Origin of the sequence: Aliivibrio sp. A6, from assembly GCF_028765505.1 — a bacterium.
Classification (GTDB): Bacteria; Pseudomonadota; Gammaproteobacteria; order Enterobacterales; family Vibrionaceae; genus Aliivibrio; species Aliivibrio finisterrensis_A.
Window position 1 is genome coordinate 13088 of sequence record NZ_JARACR010000030.1, and the last position, 24183, is coordinate 37270.

16 protein-coding genes are annotated in these 24183 nt (G+C 39.9%); 11 read left to right on the forward strand and 5 right to left on the reverse strand.

What is annotated here, in order from left to right; genetic code table 11:
- Positions 1–115: 115 nt before the first annotated feature.
- From PVK70_RS15435 to PVK70_RS15485, 11 genes are all read left to right on the forward strand, one after another.
- Positions 116–3493 (forward strand): response regulator, encoded by a 3378-nt coding sequence (locus tag PVK70_RS15435; protein WP_130048892.1) that lies wholly within the window; start codon positions 116–118, stop codon positions 3491–3493.
- A gap of 619 nt (positions 3494–4112) precedes the next feature.
- Positions 4113–5786: an ABC transporter substrate-binding protein gene (locus PVK70_RS15440; protein WP_130048893.1), complete on the forward strand. Its 1674-nt coding sequence runs from the start codon at positions 4113–4115 to the stop codon at positions 5784–5786.
- Positions 5787–5934: 148 nt separating this feature from the next.
- Positions 5935–6921 carry an ABC transporter permease gene (locus tag PVK70_RS15445; protein WP_130046209.1) on the forward strand — a complete coding sequence of 329 codons (987 nt, stop codon included), beginning with the start codon at positions 5935–5937 and terminating at the stop codon, positions 6919–6921.
- A gap of 2 nt (positions 6922–6923) precedes the next feature.
- Positions 6924–7949, forward strand: coding sequence for an ABC transporter permease (locus PVK70_RS15450; RefSeq protein ID WP_130046210.1), 1026 nt, complete (start codon positions 6924–6926; stop codon positions 7947–7949).
- A gap of 1 nt (position 7950) precedes the next feature.
- Positions 7951–8934: an ABC transporter ATP-binding protein gene (locus PVK70_RS15455; RefSeq protein WP_130048894.1), complete on the forward strand. Its 984-nt coding sequence runs from the start codon at positions 7951–7953 to the stop codon at positions 8932–8934.
- A gap of 22 nt (positions 8935–8956) precedes the next feature.
- Entirely contained in the window at positions 8957–9952 is a 996-nt protein-coding gene (locus tag PVK70_RS15460; RefSeq protein ID WP_130048895.1) for an ABC transporter ATP-binding protein, read from the forward strand.
- Positions 9953–10000: 48 nt separating this feature from the next.
- The gene (locus PVK70_RS15465; protein ID WP_130048896.1) at positions 10001–11719 is read left to right on the forward strand and encodes a glycoside hydrolase family 9 protein; all 1719 of its coding nucleotides are present in this window, start codon (positions 10001–10003) and stop codon (positions 11717–11719) included.
- 2 nt (positions 11720–11721) lie between these two features.
- Positions 11722–12597 carry an N-acetylglucosamine kinase gene (locus PVK70_RS15470; RefSeq protein ID WP_130048897.1) on the forward strand — a complete coding sequence of 292 codons (876 nt, stop codon included), beginning with the start codon at positions 11722–11724 and terminating at the stop codon, positions 12595–12597.
- Between the two features lie 21 nt (positions 12598–12618).
- Positions 12619–14520, forward strand: coding sequence for a beta-N-acetylhexosaminidase (locus PVK70_RS15475; RefSeq protein WP_165367227.1), 1902 nt, complete (start codon positions 12619–12621; stop codon positions 14518–14520).
- A gap of 38 nt (positions 14521–14558) precedes the next feature.
- Positions 14559–16964: a GH36-type glycosyl hydrolase domain-containing protein gene (locus tag PVK70_RS15480; protein ID WP_130048899.1), complete on the forward strand. Its 2406-nt coding sequence runs from the start codon at positions 14559–14561 to the stop codon at positions 16962–16964.
- Positions 16965–17043: 79 nt separating this feature from the next.
- Positions 17044–18456, forward strand: a complete 1413-nt coding sequence (locus tag PVK70_RS15485) for a phosphoglucomutase/phosphomannomutase family protein (protein WP_130046217.1) — start codon at positions 17044–17046, stop codon at positions 18454–18456.
- A 76-nt stretch (positions 18457–18532) separates the two neighbouring features.
- Here the strand turns inward: PVK70_RS15485 and PVK70_RS15490 are convergent, their stop codons facing one another.
- From PVK70_RS15490 to glnK, 5 genes are all read right to left on the reverse strand, one after another.
- Entirely contained in the window at positions 18533–19573 is a 1041-nt protein-coding gene (locus tag PVK70_RS15490) for an ABC transporter ATP-binding protein (RefSeq protein WP_130048900.1), read from the reverse strand.
- Complete coding sequence (locus tag PVK70_RS15495; RefSeq protein WP_130048901.1) at positions 19573–21204, reverse strand: ABC transporter permease; 1632 nt, start codon at positions 21202–21204, stop codon at positions 19573–19575. Before PVK70_RS15495 ends, PVK70_RS15490 begins: the two co-directional genes overlap by 1 nt.
- Positions 21205–21271: 67 nt before the next feature.
- Entirely contained in the window at positions 21272–22285 is a 1014-nt protein-coding gene (locus PVK70_RS15500; RefSeq protein WP_130046220.1) for a Fe(3+) ABC transporter substrate-binding protein, read from the reverse strand.
- A 172-nt stretch (positions 22286–22457) separates the two neighbouring features.
- A complete protein-coding gene (locus PVK70_RS15505; RefSeq protein ID WP_130046221.1) occupies positions 22458–23687 on the reverse strand; it encodes an ammonium transporter in 1230 nt (409 codons plus the stop codon).
- 17 nt (positions 23688–23704) lie between these two features.
- Positions 23705–24043, reverse strand: a complete 339-nt coding sequence (gene glnK, locus PVK70_RS15510) for a P-II family nitrogen regulator (RefSeq protein WP_060994159.1) — start codon at positions 24041–24043, stop codon at positions 23705–23707.
- Positions 24044–24183: the final 140 nt, after the last annotated feature.

Below are 24183 nucleotides of genomic sequence, written 5' to 3' on the forward strand. Positions count from 1 at the left end.
AATTTACGTATAAGAGCAGCAGAACTTCTCGTTAATATTCATCATAACAATAACTACTGACACGTTAATTGTGTCAATTCCGCTGAATGGATCACAGTGTAAACCAGGCTTAAATATGGAAAAAAAACAACACTTTAAACGTCTTCAAAATACGTTAATGATTGCCTTTCTTGCGTTAAGTATTACGCCATTGTCAATTATTGCTATTTTCTTCCTTCACTCTCACAGTCAAGATTTAGCAACTCAAAGTACTGCCCACCTAGTTTCGTTAAGGGACAATAAAGAACAACAAATAACGGACTATTTCAAAGCAAAAAAGTCTGAAGTATTGGGCTTTGCACGCTCTGAACTTGCCAATGCGAGTGGTGGTCGATTCTACGGTCTCGTTAGTGCTTTTCCTCATTTAGGTAGCTCTATAGAAAGCGCCAGAGAAAACGCTCAGCAACGATATATAGAAGGATCGGGGAATAAGATCCGCACCAGTATTTTACCAGAATCTAATTCTTATATTGGTAGTGAGCGCTATCGTCTTTTGCATAAGCGTTACCACTGGGCATACCAAGAACTACTAAAACGCTCTGACTTTACTGATATTCTTCTTGTTGATATTGACGGTAATGTTGTTTATTCCACAAAAAAAGAAGATAACTACGGCACCAATTTACTCACAGGTAAATATAAAAATACGGCTCTAGAAAAAACCTATAGCCAAGTACGAGATATGATGAAAGAAACGAAGAATAAAGAAAACATTCCGATTATCTTCTCTGATTTCTCTTACATCAATAATGAGAACATCTCCTGGTTCGCCGCACCTATCGTGCAACAAGGCTACTTGCATAGTTTCGTTCTTTTTAAACTTCCAAATACTGGTTTATCTAACCTGTTAGTTAATAAAGAAAATAGTTCGATAAAAACCTACTTTGTTGGTGAAGACTCTTACTCTCGTATTAACAATAATGATACAAAGAAAAATTTATCTAAAAATATAATTGCAGCACTTTCAGGGAAAACTAGTGTTGGCAGCTTTATTGATAAAAAAGATAAAAATGTATTGGCTGCGTTTACTCCTATTACTATTGATAACCATACTTGGGGGCTATCTATTGAGTTGCCTGAAAAAGAAGCATTTGCACGTATTCAACAATTAGAGCAGATTTTTATTGTTGCTATGATTATTGCAATTGTCAGTGTTGTTATCGCTTCCCATTTCCTATCTAATTCGATTACCGCGCCTCTTTTACGCCTCACTTGGGCAGCAGAGCGTGTTTCTGCCGGGGATCTAGACCAAGATATGATCAGTACTGATAGAAAAGATGAGATCGGTCGTCTGGCCGTCAGTTTTGCTCGTATGCAACGTTCAATTAGAGAAAAGATTCAACTAATAAAGGCGCAGAACGAAGAGTTAGAAGCTAACCTTGCTCTTATTCAAAATAAGAATAAAGAACTGGAAGCTACAGATAAGTTGAAGGATGAGTTTCTCGCAACCACATCTCACGAGTTAAGAACGCCATTACATGGCATGGTTGGTATTGCTGAAGCGCTATACACTGGTGCAAATGGTCCAATATCGGCTTCTCATCGACACCAATTAGAGATAATCATTAACAGCGGTCAAAGACTAACTAATTTAGTTAACGATCTGTTGGACTACCATAAAATGCGCCATGGTAATCTGGATATTAACCGCCATGTAGCAGATCTATCTGCAGCAACAAGTCTAGTCCTCGAATTATCACAACACTTACTTGGCAATAAACCTATTCGTATCATTAACCAAGTAGATAAATCATTACCTTCTGTATATGCCGATGAACAGCGTCTTGAGCAAGTTCTCTACAATTTAATTGGCAATGCCATTAAGTATACCTCAGAAGGTAAAATTGTAATTTCAGCTAGCGTCGTTGACCAATGTTTAAGAGTGCAAGTTGTCGATACTGGCCATGGTATCCCTGCCGATGAATTAGAGCATATTTTTGAGCCATTGATTCAAGCAGGACATGACTCAAATCGCTACCGCCAAGGCTCTGGACTCGGTTTATCAATTAGCCGCCAACTCATTGAACTCATGGGCGGCTCTCTCTATGTAAGCAGTCAACCAATGGTTGGGGCTACTTTTAGCTTTACGATTCCTTTAGCAACAAAAGAGCAAATACAGCATCATAAATTGCTTACTAAAGAAGACATAGCTCATTATCAAACACCTGAGAAGTTAGAATACAATCTGGATGAATTAGCAGAAGAGATCCCTGAGAATCCTGATGGTCCCTTACTTTTAGTTGCCGATGATGAACCAGTAAACCTTCAAGTATTAAGTAGCTTTTTAAAGCTTGAGGGCTATCGCGTTAAAACAGCAAATGACGGGCCTGAAACCTTGCAGGTACTAAAAGAAGAAAAGCCAGAATTATTATTACTAGATGTAATGATGCCAGGTATGAGTGGTTATGAGGTGTGTCAATCCCTAAGACAAGAATACAATCATTCACAACTACCAATCATCATGCTCACTGCATTAAATCAAACTCAAGATCGTGTGAGAGGGTTTGAATCGGGTGCTAACGACTATTTAAGCAAACCCTTTAATAAACAAGAATTAGCTGCCAGAATTAAAGCACATATTCAAGCAAGTCAAACTGAAGGCTTTATTAATGAAAACAGCCGATTACTACAAGAAATACGTCATAGAGAAAAAGTAGAAGCCAGCTTACTAGAAACACAAACACATATTTTAGAGCAATTAAATCATGCTCATGAGGCTATTATTTGCGCTAAAAAAGATGGCAACATTCAATATGTTAATCACGCAGCAGCTAAGCTATTCCAAAGAACAGAAGAGCAACTAACTCGCTACTCTATTGATGAACTGATTGCCAAACGAAGCTTAATTGAAAGTAAGCAAAATCACAGAGGTAATATTGATGTTTATATTGATGGTGGAATAGAGCAAATTAATGCAGACCTTTTGCATCTACCAGCAGAGTCTGGTTTATCATTAATGCTCATCGTAAGTCACAAACATGAAGCCAGTGAGCAGCGCATTCATGATTTAGAAAGCGCTGTTGAAGCACTTTCTGCCTTTGCGTTTGACGGAGATAAACAGAAATTAGACTCCTTATCTCTACTCAGTGGTGATATAGCCCAATTGGTCACAAAGGCTAATGAAAATAAAGATGATAAAGGCACCATTATGCGTGAATTAATTGTCGATGGTATGACTTCAGGGTTACTTTATTGGGAAGAATCAACAGGGCAGACTAAATATACTTTAGCCGAAGAAAGTGGACTATGGCGAGTTTATCTTGATAGAAGTACGTTACAAACTCGAACTCTAGATAAGTATTTGCGCGTTGAAACATTACCTAAAACACCAAGGTGGCGCACAGTAATAAGCACCCTAGAGTACATCTTGACGCATTGTGAGCAACATAATACCCAACGAGAAAAGCTCGTTAGAATTAAAGACAAACTTCAAATTCTCATTGCATCAGCCTAAATTATTCTATTTTTATCCCAATAAAAACCTACAATTATTTGTAGGTTTTTTTTCATCATTACAAATTATCATGGCGAAATAAGCCTTCCAAAATCTATTCTTAATACCGCTAAATTTACGAATATCAGTACTTAATACCCTAGGTTTAATCAGTTTGTCATAATTATGAGAAGCGACTCACAACAAATTTGATGTGATAATTTTAGCGGTAAAATTAACGTTCAAGATCACTAGTGACTCCTATCACTATCTATAAAGCTAAGCCTAAGAACCTTTACCAGAAAAGAAAACACGGTAAGTAACCACTAACATTTTATCTTATGGTACGGTATTTATTTGCGTGGTATCACACGGATAAACTCGTTCAAATAATAAACAAAATAATTAAAAGTAACGGTTTTAACGTTAAATCCATCAATTTTGCCGTTTTTAACGGTAATCGAAATTGACGTTTTAATGCAAAAACGCTTTTCTATACATGCCCAAGGCCTACAGGCCACTCAAAAAACATTTAAACGCAATTTGGAAAAATGGATTTGAGGTAGGTCTTTAATGTGTGTTTATCAAATTGATAAAGACGTATATATCGTGAAACTAAAGCAAAGAGTAAGGAACAGCTATGCTTGCCAATATTAAAAAAACTACACTAGCTGCTGCTGTATTAGCAGCAACAACGGGTTTTGCAGCAACAGATGCAGCTGCTCGTAGTGAGCTAACAGTAGTGCCAGATTTCTACCCTACAATGATCCAAAACTTTAACCCATACTTAGCAACTAACCTTCGTACAACAACTGATTTTGTTTACGAACCATTAGTTATCTTTAATGAGATGCACGGTAATAAACCTGTAATGCGTCTTGCTGAAGACTTCCGTATGTCTGACGATCTTATGAGTGTTACTTTTGACATTCGTAAAGGAGTAAAATGGTCTGATGGTGAGAAATTCACAGCGGATGATGTGATTTATTCTTACCAACTATTAAAAGACAAGCCTGAGCTTGATCAACGTGGTATCAATAAATGGGTAACAAAAGTTGAACGCGTAAACGAATATCAAGTTAAATTTAGCCTATCTGAAGCTAACTCAAACGTTCCATACGAAATTTCATTAGTTCCAATCGTTGCTGAACACATTTGGTCTAAAGTTGAAAACCCAACAACGTTTACTAACGAAAATCCAGTAGGTACAGGTCCATTTACTGAAATTGATACTTTTACACCACAACTTTACATTCAATGTCGTAACCCGAATTACTGGGATAACGACAACCTAGATGTAGACTGTTTACGTGTACCTCAAATCGCAAACAACGACCAATTATTAGGTAAAGTAGTTAACTCAGAACTTGATTGGACTTCATCTTTCATTCCTGACATTGACCGTACTTACGCTTCAGCAAGTCCTAACCACCAATACTGGTACCCGCCATCAGGTACACAAGCATTCATGGTTAACTTCAAAAACCCTGATGCAGCTAAAAATGAAGCACTAACAAACGTTGAGTTCCGTCGCGCTATGGGTATGGCTCTTGATCGTCAAACCATCATTGATATCGCATTCTACGGCGGCGGTACTGTGAATGATTTTGCATCTGGTCTTGGTTATGCATTTGAAGCATGGTCTGATGAAGCTATTCATAACAAGTACAAGAAATTCAATACATACAATGTTGAAGCGGCTCAAAAGCAACTAGCTAAAGCAGGCTTTAAAGACATTAACGGTGATGGGTATGTTGAAACTCCATCAGGTAAATCGTTTGAGCTTCTAGTGCAATCACCAAATGGTTGGACTGACTTCAACAACACGGTTCAACTTGCTGTTGAGCAACTAGATGAAGTTGGTATTAAAGCAAAAGCTCGTACTCCAGAGTTTGCGGTTTACAACCAAGCGATGTTAGATGCAACTTATGATGTAGCTTACACTAACTACTTCCACGGTGCCGACCCTCACCTATACTGGAACAGTGCTTATAACTCAGCACTTCAAAATGGTGATGGTATGCCACGTTTCGCAATGCACTACTTCAAAGATGCGAAACTGGATGCACTACTTGATAGCTTCTACAAAACAGCTGACCGTGATGAGCAACTAGAAATCGCTCATGGCATTCAGAAAATCATTGCAGAGAATCAAGTAACAATCCCTGTAATGTCTGGTGCTTACATGTACCAATACAACACTAAACGCTTCACTGGTTGGTGGAACGAGAAGAATCCTAAGGGTCGTCCAAATATCTGGGCAGGTATCCCTGAGCGTCTTCTACACGTTCTTGACCTAAAACCTGTTAAGTAATATGTAACTATCTTTGCGGTGTACCCCTTGTGCACCGCCTATTCCCCCCCTTCCCTACTAGCTAAAGGAATGGCGCTCGTCGTCAGGGGTTTTTATGTCCTGATTTCCAGGTCAGGCAAACAATATCTGGATGAGTAAGGTGTGAGTTATGGGATTTTTTCTAAGACGTTTATCGTTCTATTTTATTGCGTTGGTCGTTGCTGCAACGATTAACTTCATCATTCCGCGAGCAATGCCAGGTGATCCTGTTGTCATGATGTTCGCTAATGCAACCACTCAGGTAACTCCTGAGCGTATCGAGGCGATGAAACAACTGCTTGGTTTTGTTGATGGCCCTCTATACGAGCAATACTTTATCTACATCAAAAACATTCTAACTTGGGATCTAGGTACTTCTATCAAGTTCTACCCTTTAAGTGTAAATACACTATTAGGCGGCGCATTTGGTTGGTCTCTATTTCTTGCTGGTACCGCGGTTGTTTTATCTTTCTCTTTAGGTTCAATCCTAGGTATTTTCGCAGCGTGGAAACGCGGCAGTGCTTATGACACATTCATCTCTCCTGGGATGCTAGTTATTCAAGCTGTCCCACAAGTAGTTATTGCTATGCTTGCCATGTTTACTTTTGCTGTCGGCTTAAAATGGTTCCCAACAGGGTATGCGTATACCCCAGGTGTTATTCCTGATTGGACAAGTTGGGCATTTATCAAAGATGTTGCTTATCATGCAATACTTCCACTGTTATGTGCTTCAATCGTTCAAATTGGTGGTTTCCTAATTAACATGCGTAACAACATGATTAACCTACTTGGTGAAGATTACATCACCATGGCTAAAGGAAAGGGATTAAGCGAAAACCGAGTTGTATTTAACTATGCTGCACGAAACGCAATGCTTCCAAGTGTTACTGCTTTATCAATGTCACTAGGTATGGCGATTGGTGGTCAATTAATCGTTGAGATTATCTTTAACTACCCAGGTCTTGGTTCTGTACTATTTAACGCTATCACATCTCGTGACTACCAAGTTCTTCAAGGTCAGCTTCTTATCATGACTCTGTTCATGCTGTTCTTTAACCTTCTTGCTGACATGTTATATGTTGTTCTAGACCCTCGCCTACGCAAGGGAGGAAAATAATAATGAAAGGCTTAATTAAATTACTTTCTGGTAACCCTAAATCTCTATTTGGTTTAGGTATCCTATTCATGTTTATCTTTATTGCTGTGTTCGCACCATTTCTTAGTGATCACGCACCAGATAAACGTACAGGTAAACCACATGAATACCCAAGCTTTGTTGTAAACGCAGCTCAGAATAACCCTGATGGTTGGGTATCAGAAAATCTTGCGACAGATCGTCGTACATTACTAATGTCTAAGAAAGCAGATCACGTAATGGGAACAACCCGTATGGGGCGTGATGTTTGGTCTCAACTTGCTCATGGTGCTCGTGTATCACTAGCGGTAGGTTTTGGTGCTGGCTTAGTTGTGTGTTTCTTAGCAACGATTATCGGTATCTCTGCAGGTTACTTTGGTGGAAAAGTGGATGATGTACTAACAGCAGCAATGAATATCATGCTGGTTATACCTCAATATCCACTGCTATTCGTTCTTGCTGCCTTTATTGGTGAAGCAGGGCCGATGACTATCGCCCTCATCATAGGGTGTACCTCCTGGGCTTGGGGTGCTCGTGTTATCCGCTCCCAAACTTTAGCGTTACGTGAGAAAGAATTTGTAAGAGCTGCCGAAGTATTAGGTGAGTCATCATGGCGTATCATCTTTGTTGAGATTCTTCCAAACCTTATCTCAATTGTTGGTGCTAGTTTCATCGGTTCGGTTATGTACGCAATCATGATGGAAGCAACAATCTCGTTCTTAGGTCTTGGTGACCCAAGTACAATCAGTTGGGGCATCATGCTTTACAACGTACAAACATCATCATCAATTCTAATTGGCGCATGGTGGGAATTAATCGCTCCTTGTATGGCTCTGACTATTCTAGCTATCGGTCTTGCAATGCTGAACTTTGCGGTTGATGAGATTGCAAACCCACAACTACGTTCTCATAAAGGCATGAAACGCTGGAAAAAACTAGCAGCTCAAGACACTAACGAACGTAAACCAGATTTAGGTAAACCAGAATTAAATTGGAACAGGGAAGATTAATATGACTGACCCACAAATTTCTATCCGCAATCTATGTGTGGATTACATTACTGAATCAGGTGATGTACGAGCAGTAAACAATGTGAGTTTTGACATTGGTAAAGGTGAAGTCTTTGGTCTAGCAGGCGAATCTGGTTGTGGTAAATCAACCGTTGCATTCTCTCTAATGCGCCTGCATAAGCCGCCAGCATTCATTACCGGTGGTGAAGTGTTCTTTGGTGGTAAAGACATCTTAAAGCACAGTGACGCTCAAATGCAGGCTTTCCGTTGGAGTGAAATGTCAATGGTATTCCAAAGTGCCATGAACGCATTAAACCCTGTACTTCCAATGGAAGAGCAGTTTTGTGATGTAATCATGCGCCATACCACAATGACTCGTGAGCAAGCGATTACTCGCGCTCAAGGTTTATTGGAGATTGTTGATATTCACCCTAGTCGTTTAAGTGATTATCCTCACCAGTTCTCTGGTGGTATGCGTCAACGTTTGGTTATTGCCATTGCATTAGCACTTAACCCTAAAATGATCATTATGGATGAACCAACAACGGCACTTGATGTTGTTGTTCAACGTGAAATTTTACAGAAAATTTATGCGCTTAAAGAAGAATTTGGTTTCTCAATTCTATTTATTACGCACGATTTATCGTTAATGGTTGAGTTCTCAGATCGCATTGGGATCATGTACTCAGGTGAGTTAATCGAGGTTGCCTCTTCAAAAGAGATCTTAACCTCTCCTTACCACCCATATACAAAAGGGCTGGGAAGTTCATTCCCGCCACTAACGGGACCAAAAACCAAATTAACGGGTATTCCTGGGAACCCTCTTAATTTATTAGAAATACCGCAAGGTTGTCGCTTTCAGTCTCGTTGTAATCGTGTACACGAAGCATGCCGTACGATTCCTACACAGCTTCGTCAGATTGAGCCTGGTCACTTGTCAAATTGCCACCTATACGGTGAGACAATTGCACAAGCAAAAGCATAAAACGGATTTTCTGGAGTAAATTATGAGCAAAGCATTTGGCGAATTACTGATTGAAGGTAAAAATCTAGTTAAAGATTTCCCTGTAAGCAGTAACGCACTAAAAAACCCAATGATGCGAGCAATCAACGACGTATCATTCAAAATGTACAAAAGCCGTGGTCTTTCTGTGGTTGGTGAATCAGGTTCTGGTAAATCCACCACAGCAAAAATGATCGCAAAAATGTACGCACCGACAGACGGTGTAATCGAGTATAAAGGCCGTGATATTCAAGATATCGTTAAGAAAAATGACTTAATGAGCTATCGCGAAGGCGTTCAAATGGTATGGCAAGACCCGTTTGGTTCTTTAAACCCTACCCATAACATTTTCCATCACATTGCTCGTCCTCTTCTTATTCACAAGAAAGTGACTCCGGGTAATAAGAAAGAGTTAGAAGAGCGTGTGTATGATCTTCTTGAACAAGTAGGTCTAATTCCACCAAAAAAGACTGCGGCTAAATTCCCGCATCAACTTTCAGGTGGTCAACGTCAGCGTGTAAACCTTGCTCGAAATATTGCAGTAGGTGCCGAAGTAGTACTTGCTGATGAACCAACATCCATGCTTGATGTATCTATCCGTGCAGGGGTTCTTAACCTGATGGAAGAGATGAAGTTTGAGAAAGAAATGTCTCTACTTTACATCACGCACGATATCGCAACTGCTCGTTACATCGCAGAAGATCTCGCGGTAATGTATGTTGGGCATATGGTTGAGTGGGGAGACACTGATGAGATCATCCATGATCCTCAGCACCCGTATACTCAATTACTAGTATCAGCAGTGCCAGATCCAAGCAAATCGATCCATACCAAGTTGAAAGGTAATAAAGGGGAAATTCCTCTTTGGACGCCAGAATCAGTAGGTTGCCCATTTGCCGGCCGTTGTACTCACGTAACAGAAAAATGTAAAGAACGTATGCCTGGCGTAACAAAACTGTCAGACAACCATTTTGTTCGTTGTTACTTATACGAAAATTAATTTCATTAGTAATATCGAACAGCAGTAATTGGTATTTTGGAGAAATAGATGCAACTGTTAACTAACCATATTGGATATGAAACAAACGGACCGAAATCAGCGGTATTATTGGCTACCACTGCCTTAACACAGCCAATATCAGGTCAAATTGTTTGTACTCAAACACAAGAGGTAAAACACCGTTTTTCTATTTCTTCATCAAACCAAGTTGCTCATTGGCATCAAGGTTACTTTGCTGAGATCTCATTTAATGAATTCTCAGAACAGGGAGAATTCATTCTTGTTATCGAAGGAGCGATTTCTCACCCTTTTATTATCAAAACCAACCTATTAATGAGTCATACATTTTCTGATGTTATGCACTACTTTAAATCACAACGTTGTGGTGGCATTTTTGATAAGCAAGATAAGCAAGCCCCTTTATTAAACAGTAATGAAACCGTCGATGTTCATGGTGGTTGGTACGATGCGTCTGGTGACGTAAGTAAATACCTCAGTCATTTGTCTTATGCAAATTATCTTAACCCTCAACAAACTCCGATGGTTGTTTGGAATATGCTAAAAGGATTAGAACTAACACAAAACCTATCGGATTTTGCCGCGTTCTCTCGCACCCGTCTTACGGAAGAGGCGTTATTTGGTGCTGACTTCCTAGTTAGAATGCAAAGTCCGAAAGGTTTCTTTTACATGACGGTATTTGACAAGTGGAGCAAGGATATCAATCAACGTGATATCTGTGCTTATGCTACCCAAGATGGCCTAAAATCTGATGACTATCAAGCAGGATTCCGCCAAGGTGGTGGCGTTTCTATCGCCGCATTGGCCGCAGCATCTCGCTTAGCAATAGATGGTGAGTATACTCAAGAAGAATATCTCGCAGCAGCAGTAAAAGGTTACTGGCATTTAAAAGAAAACAACCTTAGTTATTTAAATAATGGCGAAGAGAATATTATTGATGAATATTGTGCACTACTTGCCGTTATTGAGCTTTTCAAAACAACTCAAGACAACACTTTCTTAATTGAAGCACGAACTTGGGCAGATAAACTATCAGCTCGTCAACAAAGTGATGATAATTTCTCACACTTCTGGTCAGCGACAGATAATGGCGAACGTCCATATTTTCACGCAGCAGAAGCTGGCCTTCCTGTTATTGCGCTATCTCAATACTTAGAAGTAGAAACGGATAATAGCCGTAAAGCTCATACTCAACTAATTATCAACCAAGCGATTGAATTTGAATTAACTGTCTCTTCTGAAGTATTCAATCCATTTGGTTACCCAAGACAATATGTAAAACCCGTTAATGGTAAAAAACACAGTGCTTTCTTTGTTGCTCACGACAATGAGTCAGGTTATTGGTGGCAAGGAGAAAACGCACGACTCGGATCTCTTGCTAGCATGAGTTATCTTGTTCTACCGCACTTGGCATCAACGAATGTAAAACAAAAACTCACTGAATTTGCTCAGCATAATTTGAACTGGGTATTAGGCCTAAATCCTTATGACATGTGTATGTTAGACGGTCATGGACACAACAATCCTGACTATCTTCCCCAGCTTGGTTTCTTTAATGCTAAAGGTGGTGTTTGTAACGGTATTACAGGCGGGTTTGACGATGAAGAAGACATCGCATTTAATCCAGCACCACATGGCGATGATATGTTGCAAAACTGGCGTTGGGGTGAGCAATGGATCCCTCACGGAGCATGGTATTTATTAGCCATTATGTCTCAATCTGCTTATTACTCAGAGCAAGGAGCATAATCATGACGCATTTATACGTAGGTATTGATGGTGGTGGTACTTCTTGTCGCGCTCGTATTCGCGATGCACAAGGTGAATTACTTGGTGAAGCGAAAAGTGGCAGCGCCAATATATTGCTTGGTATTAATGTCGCTATGGATTCGATCATTACTGCTATCACTCAAGCCGCAGCGCAAAGTAAATTATCAGAAAGTGACTTTTCAGCAATGCATGTGGGCCTTGCCCTTGCTGGTGCAGAGCAAAAATCAGCTTGGCATAACTTTATGCAATTACCACATCCTTTTGCCTCACTGACACTAAATACTGACGCATATGGCGCTTGTTTAGGTGCTCATAAAGGTGAAAATGGTGCGATCATGATTGCAGGTACTGGCTCTTGCGGTATTTATATTCAAGATGGGCAACAACATGTGGTTGGTGGTCGAGAGTTCCCGATATCAGATCAAGGCGGCGGCGCTATTATGGGGCTTCGTTTAATTCAATATACTCTATTGGCCTCCGATGAGATAAAACCAGCAACAGCACTTACCGAACATGTATTAGCACACTTTAATCATGACATCGACAGCATTGTTGATTGGTCAAAAACGGCTCGTCCATGTGACTATGGTCAATTTTCTCCAGCAATTTTCTCATTCGCATTACAAGGGGATGACCTTGCGATTGAAATGCTACAACAAACCGCAGCTGATATTGAAATGTTTTTAACTGCATTAAATAAGAGAGGCGCAACAAAGATTGCGCTTATGGGAAGTATTGGTGAGCGCATTGTTGAGTGGTTATCCCCTTCTATTCGCCAATATTTAGTTCAGCCACAATTTGATGCTATTGAAGGTGGCATCATGATGGCAGGAAAAACAGAACATAATTTGTTCTAGCATTCATAAGGATAAAAGATGATGGATTATCGTGTAGACCTCGTAGTCTTATCTGAAAAAGATAATTTAAGTCGCTTTGGCTTAACATTGCATAATTTAAGCGATGTGGATCTTCATCATTGGCAATTTCATTTTACGATTGATCGCTTTATTGCACCAAATAGCAATACTCAAGGCACTTTGGAACAAGTGGGTAGTTTCTGCAAACTCATTCCAAATGTTAACCAAGTACTAAAAGCAAACAACCATTACTACATTGAATTCAGTATTGGTACTGCCCCTTTTCGTTTTATTTCTGATGGTCTTGATGATGCAGCGATATTCATTGCCGATAGCGAAAAACCTCAATTTTTAGAGGTTTCAATCTCTCCAATAGTATTAGCATCACCACATACTAAACGAACTCAAATACCAAGAGTGGCTCCCGCTGAATTATCATTAATTCCAAAACCAGAATCAGTGCAGCGTCTTGATGGATTATTTAATTTAAATGACGTTTCGCTAGAAATTCAAACTCACTTAGCAGAAGGGCCTGCAACATGGTTAAGTGAAGAGCTAGAGATAATTACATCAAAAAGTCATCCTATTAGTGAGAGTGGAAAGATCCAATTTATTGCGAACCCAACTCTTGACAGAGGAGCTTACCAAGTCTTAGTGACAGAAGATAAAGTCACTCTTCATGCCGGTTCAACTGAAGGCTTTGCTCATGCTTGTGCTACGTTATTACAATTAATTAATGAAGAAACACAGTTAGTAGCATGTGTAAAAATTAAAGATCAGCCACGCTTTCACTACCGTGGCATGATGCTAGATTGCGCAAGACACTTCCATCCACTTGAACGAGTAAAGCGTTTAATCAATCAATTAGCTCAATACAAATTCAATGTTTTCCATTGGCACCTCACTGATGATGAAGGATGGCGCGTTGAGATCAAAGCATTTCCAGAATTAACTCAAGTTGGTGCTTGGCGTGGTTCTAACCATCTTTTAGAGCCTCAATATACGCATGTTGCTAGCTCTCATGGTGGCTTTTACTCACAAGAAGAAATTAAAGAGGTGATCGCTTACGCTGAAGTTCGTGGTATTACCGTGATCCCTGAAATTGATATCCCAGGGCATTGTCGCGCAGCTATTAAAGCACTACCTCATTTATTAGTTGATACCGACGATCACTCAAATTATCGCAGTATCCAACATTACACAGACAATGTACTTTCTCCTGCATTAGAAGGAACTTACACCTTTATTGATACGGTACTTGAAGAAGTTGCTGCACTTTTCCCTGCTCCATATATTCATATCGGAGCTGATGAAGTTCCAAAAGGCGTTTGGACAGACAGCCAAAAATGCCAAGAACTAATGGAACAACAAGGCTATAGCGATCCAGTAGAACTTCAAGGCCACCTACTTCGTCATGCTGAAACTAAATTAAAGCAGCTTGGTAAAAGAATGCTTGGATGGGAAGAAGCTCAACATGGCAATAAAGTGAGTAAAGACACAGTTATTTATTCTTGGTTAAGCGAAGAAGCGGCACTTAACTGTGCTAAACAAGGCTTTGATGTAGTGCTTCAACCTGGACAAACGACTTACTTAGATATGGCTCAAGATTATGCTCCTGAAGAACCAGGAGTAGATTGGGCTAATGTACTTCCTCTTGAAGATGCATATAACTATGAACCATTAGCAGAACTTGCTGATAACGACCCTATTCGTAAACGAATTCTTGGCATTCAATGCGCGCTTTGGTGTGAAATCATCAATAACCAAGAGCGTATGGACTACATGATTTTCCCACGCCTTTTAGCAATGTCTGAAGGTATGTGGACACAAAAACAACACAGAAACTGGACAGACTTTTTATCAAGGTTAAATGGACGATTACCAACCCTAACACGTCAGGGTATTAATTTCCGTCAACCATAAGTCACCCAATTATTAGTATTTTAGTTAAGGATAAAACAATGAAATACGGCTTTTTTGATAACGATAACCGTGAATATGTAATCACTCGCCCTGACGTACCAGCACCATGGACTAACTATTTAGGTACAGAGAAATTCTGTACGGTTATTTCTCACAATGCTGGCGGTTACTCTTTCTATAACTCTCCAGAGTACAACCGTGTTACTAAATTCCGTCCAAACGGCACATTTGATCGCCCTGGACACTATGTTTACTTACGTGATGATGAAACAGGCGATTACTGGTCAATCTCATGGCAACCTGTAGCAAAAAGCTTAGATGAAGCAAGCTACGAAGTTCGTCACGGCCTGTCTTACTCTAAATTCAAATGTGATTACAATGGCATTGAAGCGACTAAAACCTTATTTGTTCCAAAAGGTGAAGACGCTGAAGTGTGGGATGTGATTATTAAGAATACTAGCGATAAGCCTCGTGTTATCTCTGCATTCTCTTTTGTTGAATTCTCATTCAGCCATATCCAATCAGATAACCAAAACCACCAAATGTCATTGTACTCTGCAGGTACTTCTTACAATGAAGGTGTGATCGAATACGATCTTTACTACAACACCAATGATTTTGAAGGTTTCTACTACTTAGCATCTACGTTTGATCCTGACTCATACGACGGTCAACGTGACAGCTTCTTAGGCGCATACCGTGACGAAGCAAACCCAATTGCGGTTGAAAAAGGTCAATGCTCTAACTCAGCACAAACCTGTTACAACCACTGTGGTTCGCTTCATAAGCAATTTACTATTCAACCGGGTGAAGAAGTTCGTTTTGCTTACGTACTTGGTCTAGGCAAAGGCAACGGTGAGCGCCTACGTCAAAAATACCAAGACGTTGCTAATGTTGATGCCGCTTTCCAAGAGATTAAAGATCACTGGAGCGAGCGTTGCGATAAGTTCCAAGTTAAATCACCAAACGAAGGTTTGGATACAATGATCAACACTTGGACACTGTATCAAGCTGAAACCTGTGTGGTTTGGTCTCGTTTTGCTTCATTCATCGAAGTAGGCGGACGTACGGGTCTTGGTTACCGTGATACCGCTCAAGATGCGATCTCTGTACCTCATGCAAACCCTGAAATGACTCGCAAACGTATCGTAGACTTATTACGTGGCCAAGTTAAAGCGGGTTACGGTCTACACCTATTTGATCCTGACTGGTTCGATCCTGCAAAAGCAGACGTGAAACCATCAAAATCACCAACCGTTGTTCCTACTCCATCGGATGACGATAAGATCCACGGTATTGAAGATACGTGCTCTGATGACCATTTATGGATCGTTCCGACGATCATCAAATATGTAATGGAAACTGGCGAACACTCTTTCTTCGACGAAGTGATCCCATACGCTGATGGCGGTAACGCTACTGTTTATGAGCACATGAAAGCGGCGTTAGATTTCTCAGCAGAATACGTTGGTCGTACTGGTATTTGTAAAGGTTTACGTGCTGACTGGAATGACTGCTTGAACTTGGGTGGTGGTGAATCATCAATGGTTTCATTCTTACATTTCTGGGCATTAGAAGAATTCCTAGATTTAGCAAAATTCCGTAATAATGACGCTGATGTAACTAAATACTCGGAAATGGCAGCTAATGTACGCGAAGCGTGTGAAACTCATCTTTGGGATGAAGAAGGCGGTTGGTACATTCGTGGTCTAACCAAAGATGGCGATAAAATTGGTACGGCACAGCAAACTGAAGGCCGTGTTCACCTTGAATCAAACACCTTAGCGGTTTTATCTGGTGCTGTATCTCAAGAGCGCGGTGAGAAAGCGATGGATGCGGTTGATGAGAACTTATTCTCAGAATACGGCTTACACCTAAATTCACCTTCATTCGCAACACCAAACGATGATATCGGTTTTGTTACTCGTGTTTACCAAGGCGTAAAAGAAAATGGTGCAATCTTCTCCCATCCAAATCCATGGGCTTGGGTAGCAGAAGCGAAACTGGGTCGTGGTGACCGTGCAATGAAATTCTACGACGCACTAAACCCATACAACCAAAATGACATGATTGAAAAGCGTGTTGCAGAACCATATTCATACGTACAATTTATTATGGGTAAAGATCATCAAGATCATGGCCGAGCTAACCACCCTTGGTTAACAGGTACTTCTGGTTGGGCTTACTTCGCAGTAACTAACTTTATTCTTGGTGTACGTGCTGGATTTGAAGGGTTAACGATTGATCCTTGTATTCCAACTGATTGGCCTGAGTTCTCGGTGACTCGTCAATGGCGTGGTGCGACATACAACATTCAAGTTAAGAACCCTAACTCAGTAAGTAAAGGCGTTCAATCTATCACGATTAATGGCGAAGAAGTTAATGGCGCAGTCCCTGTTCAAGCAGAAGGCAGTGTGAACGACGTTATCGTAATCATGGGTTAAGTACGTTTAATTAACGCTTAATTTAAATGATAAAAGTAAGGAGCTTATTGCAAGCTCCTTACTCTAAAAGGAATTTACAATGATTCAATTTGGTACTGGCGGATGGCGTGCTTTCATTGGTGAAGAATTCACTAAAGACAATGTACGCCTTGTTGCTCAAGCCCTATCTAATATTATGATCAATGAACAAGCGCAAGAAAAAGGCTTTGTTATCGGTTATGACCGTCGCTTTCTTTCAGATAAAGCAGGTAAATGGTTTGCTGAAGTTGTCGCAGCCAATGGCATTAAAGTCAGTTTTATTGACCGATTTGTCCCAACGCCAATTGTTATGTTTCAAGCAAAAGAGATGGGATGTATTTACTCGGCTTGCATTACAGCCTCTCACAACCCTGCTGATTACAACGGCGTTAAAGTCTTCATTGAAGGCGGCCGCGATGCTGATGAAATAATCACTCAAAAAATTGAGCAACAAATTGCTCATTTGACGCAGCAAGATGTCAGCAGTGTCGATTTTGAAGATGCATTAAATGATGGTTGTATTGAAATCATCAATCCAATGAACGCATTCGTTGATTCCATCGTTAACTTTATCGATATGGAAGCCATTAAAAAAGCGAATTTACGTGTACTGATCGATCCTATGTTTGGTGTAGCAAAAAATGCTCTACAAACTGTATTAATCAGTGCTCGTTGTGATGTTGACGTTATCAATGATGGCGAAAACCCTTCTTTTGGTGGTCTTATGCCATCCCCAAATGCAGCTACGTTATATCGCTTAAAGCACTTAGTTGCTCATGATGGCTATGACATTGGTATTGGCACCGATGGTGATGCTGACCGTCTAGGGATCATTGATGAGAAAGGTAATTTTATTCATCCAAATGAAGTGCTATTGCTACTTTATTATTACCTACTTGAGTACAAAGGCTGGAAAGGCTCTGTTGTGCGTAATATCGCGACCACTCACTTATTAGATAAAGTTGCCGCGGATCACGGTGAAAAGAGCTTTGAGGTTCCGGTAGGCTTTAAGCATATTAGTTCACAAATGGAAGCGGATGATTCTTTACTTGGTGGTGAAAGCTCGGGTGGCTTAACTATTCGTGGTCACATTAAAGGTAAAGATGGTGTATTTGCTTCAAGTTTGCTTGTTGAAATGATCAGTGTGACGGGTAAAAAACTCTCTGAAATGCTTGATGAAATTTATGCTAAATATGGTTATGCCTACACAGCCGAAGGCGACTGTACTTTTAAATCAAGTGAAAAAGAAGCACTGTACAATAAAATTTATATTGAAAAACAACTGCCTGAATTTGAATACGAAATAGAAAAAGTAAGCTATGAAGATGGTGCGAAAGTCTATTTCAAAAATGGTGGTTGGGTGATTGCTCGCTTCTCAGGAACAGAGCCATTGCTAAGAATTTTTGCTGAAATGGAAGACCAACTAACAGCAGAAAAAGTACTGAATCAAATGAAAGCTTTCCTTTCTCTTTAGTTTCTACGTTTTAACTAAAACCAAAATTCTAAAGAATTAACCCAGCTAATACTTGAGTCGATTAGCTGGGTTCTTTTTATTTATTTTCTTGAACAAAAACAATTGGGCAATGAGGTTTAATATCCACTCTCACTTTCTCCCCATTCGATAATGCGTCATTAGAAACACCAATCAGTTGAGTGCCATTAAGCTCAACAATATAACGACAAGTATCTCCCATGAATTGCAGCTCTTGCACTACCGCCTCTCCCGCATTATCTCGATACAAGGTTATATTCTGTGGACGAAGCAACACGTCTGCTTTTTTATTAAGATCATCAGAACTGCGACCACAAGAAATGAAGCCAACGGCAGTTTCAATATTGCCATTTTGATCAATCATGCCTGATACGTACGAGCCACCACCTAAGAAATCAGCAACAAAGCGACTGTTTGGTGAATAGTATAAATCATTCGCACTGCCAAACTGCTCTATCACACCATGGTTCATTACCGCTAATTTATCAGAGAAAGCAAAGGCCTCTTCACGGCTGTGGGTCACGAAAATTGCAGTTACACCTTGAGCTTTAAAAATACGGCGGATTTCTTTAATTAAATCATGACGTACTTGAGTATCAATATTAGAGAATGGTTCATCCAATAGCAGAAGGTCTGGCTCACTGGCTAGTGCTCTTGCAATAGCAACACGCTGCTGTTGACCACCTGATAATTGATGAGGATAACGATCTCCAAAGCCACTTAAATGCACAAGATGAAGCATAGATTCAACTTTTTCTATCGCTCGCTGCTTTTCCCAGCTCTTTAAGCCAAAACCGATATTTTCATTTACCGTAAGATGGGGAAACAATGCATAATCTTGAAAGATCATACCTATATTTCGCTGCTCTGGTGGTAACCAGGTATCACTGTCAGTAATCACCTTTCCATTAAGATTCATTTCACCTTCAGATAAAGGTAAAAGACCAGCAATCGCTTTTAATAATGTTGTTTTACCGCAACCACTCGCCCCAAGTAGACAGATTATTTCACCAGACTCAACATTTAGTGATAGCTGAGTCAGGATATCTTGATCATGATAACGACAAGTCAAATTAGAGATAGATAATGCAGAATTCATTAATGATGTTGCTCCAGAGAACGGTTAACTATAATCAATGGGATCAAGCCAACTAAAACCAATAATACTGCAGGCATTGCTGCAATTTCTAATTGCTCGTCAGAAGCAAAGTTAAATACATACGTTGCAAGCGTTTCAAAATTAAATGGACGCAATAGCAATGCCGCATTTAACTCCTTCATGGTTTCAATAAAGACTAATAACCCAGCAATCAAGCAACCACGACGAATTAATGGAAAATGCACTCGACGTAACATCGACCATGTTCCACAACCTAAAGTGCGTGATGCCATATCCAATGAAGGAGGAATTTTATTAAGGTTACTTTCAATCGATCCAATAGCTACTGCTGAGAAACGTGTCACAGATGCAAAGATTAGTGCAAAGATTGAACCAGAGAAAATTAAGCCAACCATTCCAAAACCTAATTGTTTTGAAATATCATTAACAAGATGATCCAACCCAATCATTGGTAGCATGACCCCAATGGCAAGTACGGTTCCTGGAACTGCATAGCCAAGAGATGCCAAACGCATTGGCATTACACTCCATTTATTATTTGGTTGTAAACGGTGTAAAAAATTCACCACCAAAGCAATAATGACAGCGATAACGGCAGCAATAGAAGATACGTATAAGCTGTTTATTGCGTACTCTTGAAACTCTGCCGTCCAACTCTCTTCAAAGTAATGAAACGAATAACTAATCAATTGTAACAACGGAAAAATAAATGCGATGGAAACCAATCCCCAACACCAAGTAAATGCGCCCCATTTTTTCCAACCATGAAGTTCATATTGAAATTCTTCATTGGTATTAAACTTCTCTTGGAACATTTTTTGTTTACGACGGCTATAACGTTCACCACTGATGAGCAATAGGATCCCCATCAACATAAATGCGGACACTTTCGCAGCCGCATTCAAATTCGAGTAGCCTAACCACGTATCATAAACCGCCGTCGTTAACGTATTAACCGCAAAGTAGCTAACCGTACCAAAATCTCCTAACGCTTCCATCGCTACAAGAGATAAAGCCACCGCAATAGAAGGTCTTGCAAGAGGCAAAGAGATACGTTTAAAACTTTCCCAAGGTGTACATTTCAGTAGACGAGCAGATTGCAACAAACTGATGTTTTGTTCCATAAATGCAGCACGAGCAAGTAAATATACGTAGGGATAAAGAACCAAAGACATCACAAGAATAGCACCGGTTAAGGTACGAATATCAGGGAACCAATAATCCCCGTAGGATTGCCACCCGGTAATATCTCGAAGTAATACTTGGATAGGTCCAGCAAAATCTAACCAATCGGTGTAGATATAGCCAACAATATAAGCAGGCATTGCTAAAGGAAGCACCAACGCCCACTGCAAAATAGAAGAGGAAGGTACGCGACACATGGCCATGAACCATGCAGAAGGAACCCCTAAAATTAAGGAAAAGAACATCGCACCAAATACTAATAACACCGTATTTAACGTATAGGTAGGTAACACAGTATTAAACAGATGAGTAAAAATATCATCGGTATTACCTAGTGCGGTATATAGGATCGCTAAGATCGGCAAAACCAGTAGTAGAGATAAACTCCAACTACTGGTTTTCCAGAATAATAATTTTTCTTTCATTGCCTAAACTGCAAGGCTCTTTTTTAAATGGTGAGGTATTGTTACCTCACCAATAGTAAATATCAAATTAAAGATCAAACTTCACTTCATCTAAAAGTTTAATTGCTTTAGTGTGGTTATCTGCAATCGCATCTAGAGATAGTGTATCGGCTTTGAAATCCCCCCAAGATGCAACTAACTCAGAACGTTTAACACCAGGTTTTACTGGGTATTCATAGTTCACTTCAGCGTACATACCTTGAGCAACATCACCGGTTAAGAATTCCATTAGTTTTAATGCATTGTCTTTATTTGGTGCGTATTTAGCCATCGCCATACCACTCACATTAACATGAGTACCATCAGTATTTTGATTTGGGAAATTAATGTATACCGATTCTGCCCATGGCACTTGTTTAGGATCGTTAACCATTTTACCTAGGTAGTAACTATTACCTAAAGCAAGATCACAAAGACCTTCTTTAATCGCTTTAACTTGAGCACGATCATTACCTTGTGGTTTACGAGCTAAGTTGTCTTTTACACCTTCTAACCATGTTTTTGCTTCTGCTTCACCATGATGAGCAATCATAGAAGAAACAAGAGAAACATTGTAAGGATGCTTACCACTACGAGTACAGATTTTACCTTTCCACTCAGGATTTGCTAAATCAGCATAATCAAAATCAGCACCTAACTTACCAACACGGTCACGAGATGAATATACGTTACGAGCACGTAGCGTTAATGCGAACCACTCATCATCTGAATCACGGTATTGAGCAGGAACGTTAGCATCAATCGTTTTGCTGTCTACTGGTTGAACTAGATTTTTATTTGTTAACTCAGCAAGACGGCTAATATCTGTTGTTAATATAACATCAGCAGGGCTTAATTCACCTTCTTGAGCTAGCTTCTCAGCCAAGCCTTTTTTAGCAAATTTCACGTTAACTTTAATACCAGTCTCTTTGGTAAACTCTTTAAACATTGGCTCAACCAAGAAAGGCTGACGGTAAGAGTAAACATTAACTTCTTCAGCAGCCATAACACTTGGTGCAAACATACCTGCGATTAGTGCAGAAACTGATAATAACTTTTTCATGATATTCCTTTAATATTTCTCTAGTTACAAATGGTAATAAGAATACTTATCAATATCGCTATTATACAAATCAATTCTTAAATGGCAATGATCTCACGCATTATTTACTAAAAAAGCCCCAACATTGTTTATGTTGAGGCTTCATAATTTGTAAATAAATATTAACTACGCTTTATTTCACACTAACAAATTCTGGATAAGCATCTATACCACAGTCATGTACATCCATCCCTTCAAGCTCTTCATCCTCTGATACGCGAATGCCCATGGTTGCTTTTAATATCGCCCAAACAACTAAACTAGCACCAAATACCCAAGCAAAAATAACCACAGCTCCAAATAGTTGAGCACCAAAGGTTGCATCTGCATTGTTAAGTGGAACAACCATCAAACCAAATAAGCCACATACACCATGGACAGAAATCGCGCCCACTGGATCATCAATCTTAATTTTATCAAAACCAACAATACTAAAGACAACCAATGCACCAGCAACAGCACCTATACTCACAGCCGCTAATGGAGACGGGGATAAAGGATCCGCGGTAATCGCTACAAGCCCAGCTAATGCACCATTTAATACCATAGTTAAATCCGCTTTGCCCCACGTAGTTTTACATACGAATAACGCTGTGATTGCACCAGCTGCAGCTGCAGCATTAGTATTCAAAAAGATTTGACCTACTGCAGTTGCATTCTCAAAATCTGAAATCATTAATTGAGAACCTCCGTTAAATCCGAACCAACCAAACCATAAGATAAAGGTACCTAATGTTGCCAGTGGCATGTTAGAACCAGGAATTGGGTAAATTTGGCCTTTCTTACCGTACTTACCTTTACGTGCACCAAGTAATAGCACACCAGCTAATGCGGCTGAAGCACCAGCCATATGTACAATACCAGAACCGGCAAAGTCACTAAATCCTGCTTCAGATAAGAAGCCACCACCCCATGTCCAATACCCTTCCATTGGGTAAATAAAGGCCGTTAAGATGACAGAGAACACAAGGAAAGACCAAAGTTTCATACGTTCAGCCACTGCACCAGATACTACTGACATTGCTGTAGCAACAAAAACCACTTGGAAAAAGAAGTCAGACTCTAGTGAATGATCGGCCCCTTCTGATTGAGTTCCAATTAAAGCGCCAATAGAGGGCATAATCCCACCCGCCGTATTATCGACATACATGATGTTATAGCCGACAACTAAATACGTAGTGCAAGCAATCGCATATAAGCACAAGTTCTTAGTTAATATTTCCGTGGTATTCTTTGAGCGAACTAAGCCCGCCTCTAACATGGCAAAACCTGCTGCCATCCACATAACCAAAGCACCTGACATTAAAAAGAAAAAGGTATCTAGGGCATAACGAAGTTCTGATACGGTTGTTGAAAGTTCCATAATTGTTTCCTCTATCCTTAAAGTGCTTCAGTGTCAGTTTCGCCAGTACGAATACGCACCGCTTGTTGAAGGTCATACACAAAAATCTTACCATCACCTATTTTTCCGGTATGCGCAGCTTTTGTAATCGCCTCAATAATGTTATCTACATGCTCTGCTTGAACGGCAATTTCAAGTTTTACCTTTGGCAAAAAATCGACTTGATATTCAGCGCCACGATACAGTTCTGTATGACCCTTCTGACGACCAAACCCTTTTACTTCTGATACCGTCATTCCATCGACGCCAGCATCAGCAAGCGCTTCACGTACATCATCTAATTTAAATGGCTTTATAATGGCATTGATTATTTTCATGCTTCAGTCCTTGAATTATTTGCAACTTATATTTAACAATTCAATTCATATGCCAACTTTAAAAATACATTAATTTCAATATGTTAGTGTTATCCATTTCCAATAACCAAAAAAGGCTGCACTAAATAAGTGCAGCCTTT

Excerpts from the sequence above, each read along its gene's own strand:
- PVK70_RS15480 (WP_130048899.1), top strand. The coding sequence starts at position 14,559 with ATGAAATACGGCTTTTTTGATAACGATAACCGTGAATATGTAATCACT.
- PVK70_RS15475 (WP_165367227.1), top strand. The coding sequence starts at position 12,619 with ATGGATTATCGTGTAGACCTCGTAGTCTTATCTGAAAAAGATAATTTA.
- PVK70_RS15455 (WP_130048894.1), top strand. The coding sequence starts at position 7,951 with ATGACTGACCCACAAATTTCTATCCGCAATCTATGTGTGGATTACATT.
- PVK70_RS15435 (WP_130048892.1), top strand. The coding sequence starts at position 116 with ATGGAAAAAAAACAACACTTTAAACGTCTTCAAAATACGTTAATGATT.
- PVK70_RS15490 (WP_130048900.1), bottom strand. The coding sequence starts at position 19,573 with ATGAATTCTGCATTATCTATCTCTAATTTGACTTGTCGTTATCATGAT.
- glnK (WP_060994159.1), bottom strand. The coding sequence starts at position 24,043 with ATGAAAATAATCAATGCCATTATAAAGCCATTTAAATTAGATGATGTA.
- PVK70_RS15460 (WP_130048895.1), top strand. The coding sequence starts at position 8,957 with ATGAGCAAAGCATTTGGCGAATTACTGATTGAAGGTAAAAATCTAGTT.
- PVK70_RS15465 (WP_130048896.1), top strand. The coding sequence starts at position 10,001 with ATGCAACTGTTAACTAACCATATTGGATATGAAACAAACGGACCGAAA.
- PVK70_RS15440 (WP_130048893.1), top strand. The coding sequence starts at position 4,113 with ATGCTTGCCAATATTAAAAAAACTACACTAGCTGCTGCTGTATTAGCA.
- PVK70_RS15450 (WP_130046210.1), top strand. The coding sequence starts at position 6,924 with ATGAAAGGCTTAATTAAATTACTTTCTGGTAACCCTAAATCTCTATTT.
- PVK70_RS15485 (WP_130046217.1), top strand. The coding sequence starts at position 17,044 with ATGATTCAATTTGGTACTGGCGGATGGCGTGCTTTCATTGGTGAAGAA.
- PVK70_RS15500 (WP_130046220.1), bottom strand. The coding sequence starts at position 22,285 with ATGAAAAAGTTATTATCAGTTTCTGCACTAATCGCAGGTATGTTTGCA.
- PVK70_RS15445 (WP_130046209.1), top strand. The coding sequence starts at position 5,935 with ATGGGATTTTTTCTAAGACGTTTATCGTTCTATTTTATTGCGTTGGTC.
- PVK70_RS15470 (WP_130048897.1), top strand. The coding sequence starts at position 11,722 with ATGACGCATTTATACGTAGGTATTGATGGTGGTGGTACTTCTTGTCGC.
- PVK70_RS15495 (WP_130048901.1), bottom strand. The coding sequence starts at position 21,204 with ATGAAAGAAAAATTATTATTCTGGAAAACCAGTAGTTGGAGTTTATCT.
- PVK70_RS15505 (WP_130046221.1), bottom strand. The coding sequence starts at position 23,687 with ATGGAACTTTCAACAACCGTATCAGAACTTCGTTATGCCCTAGATACC.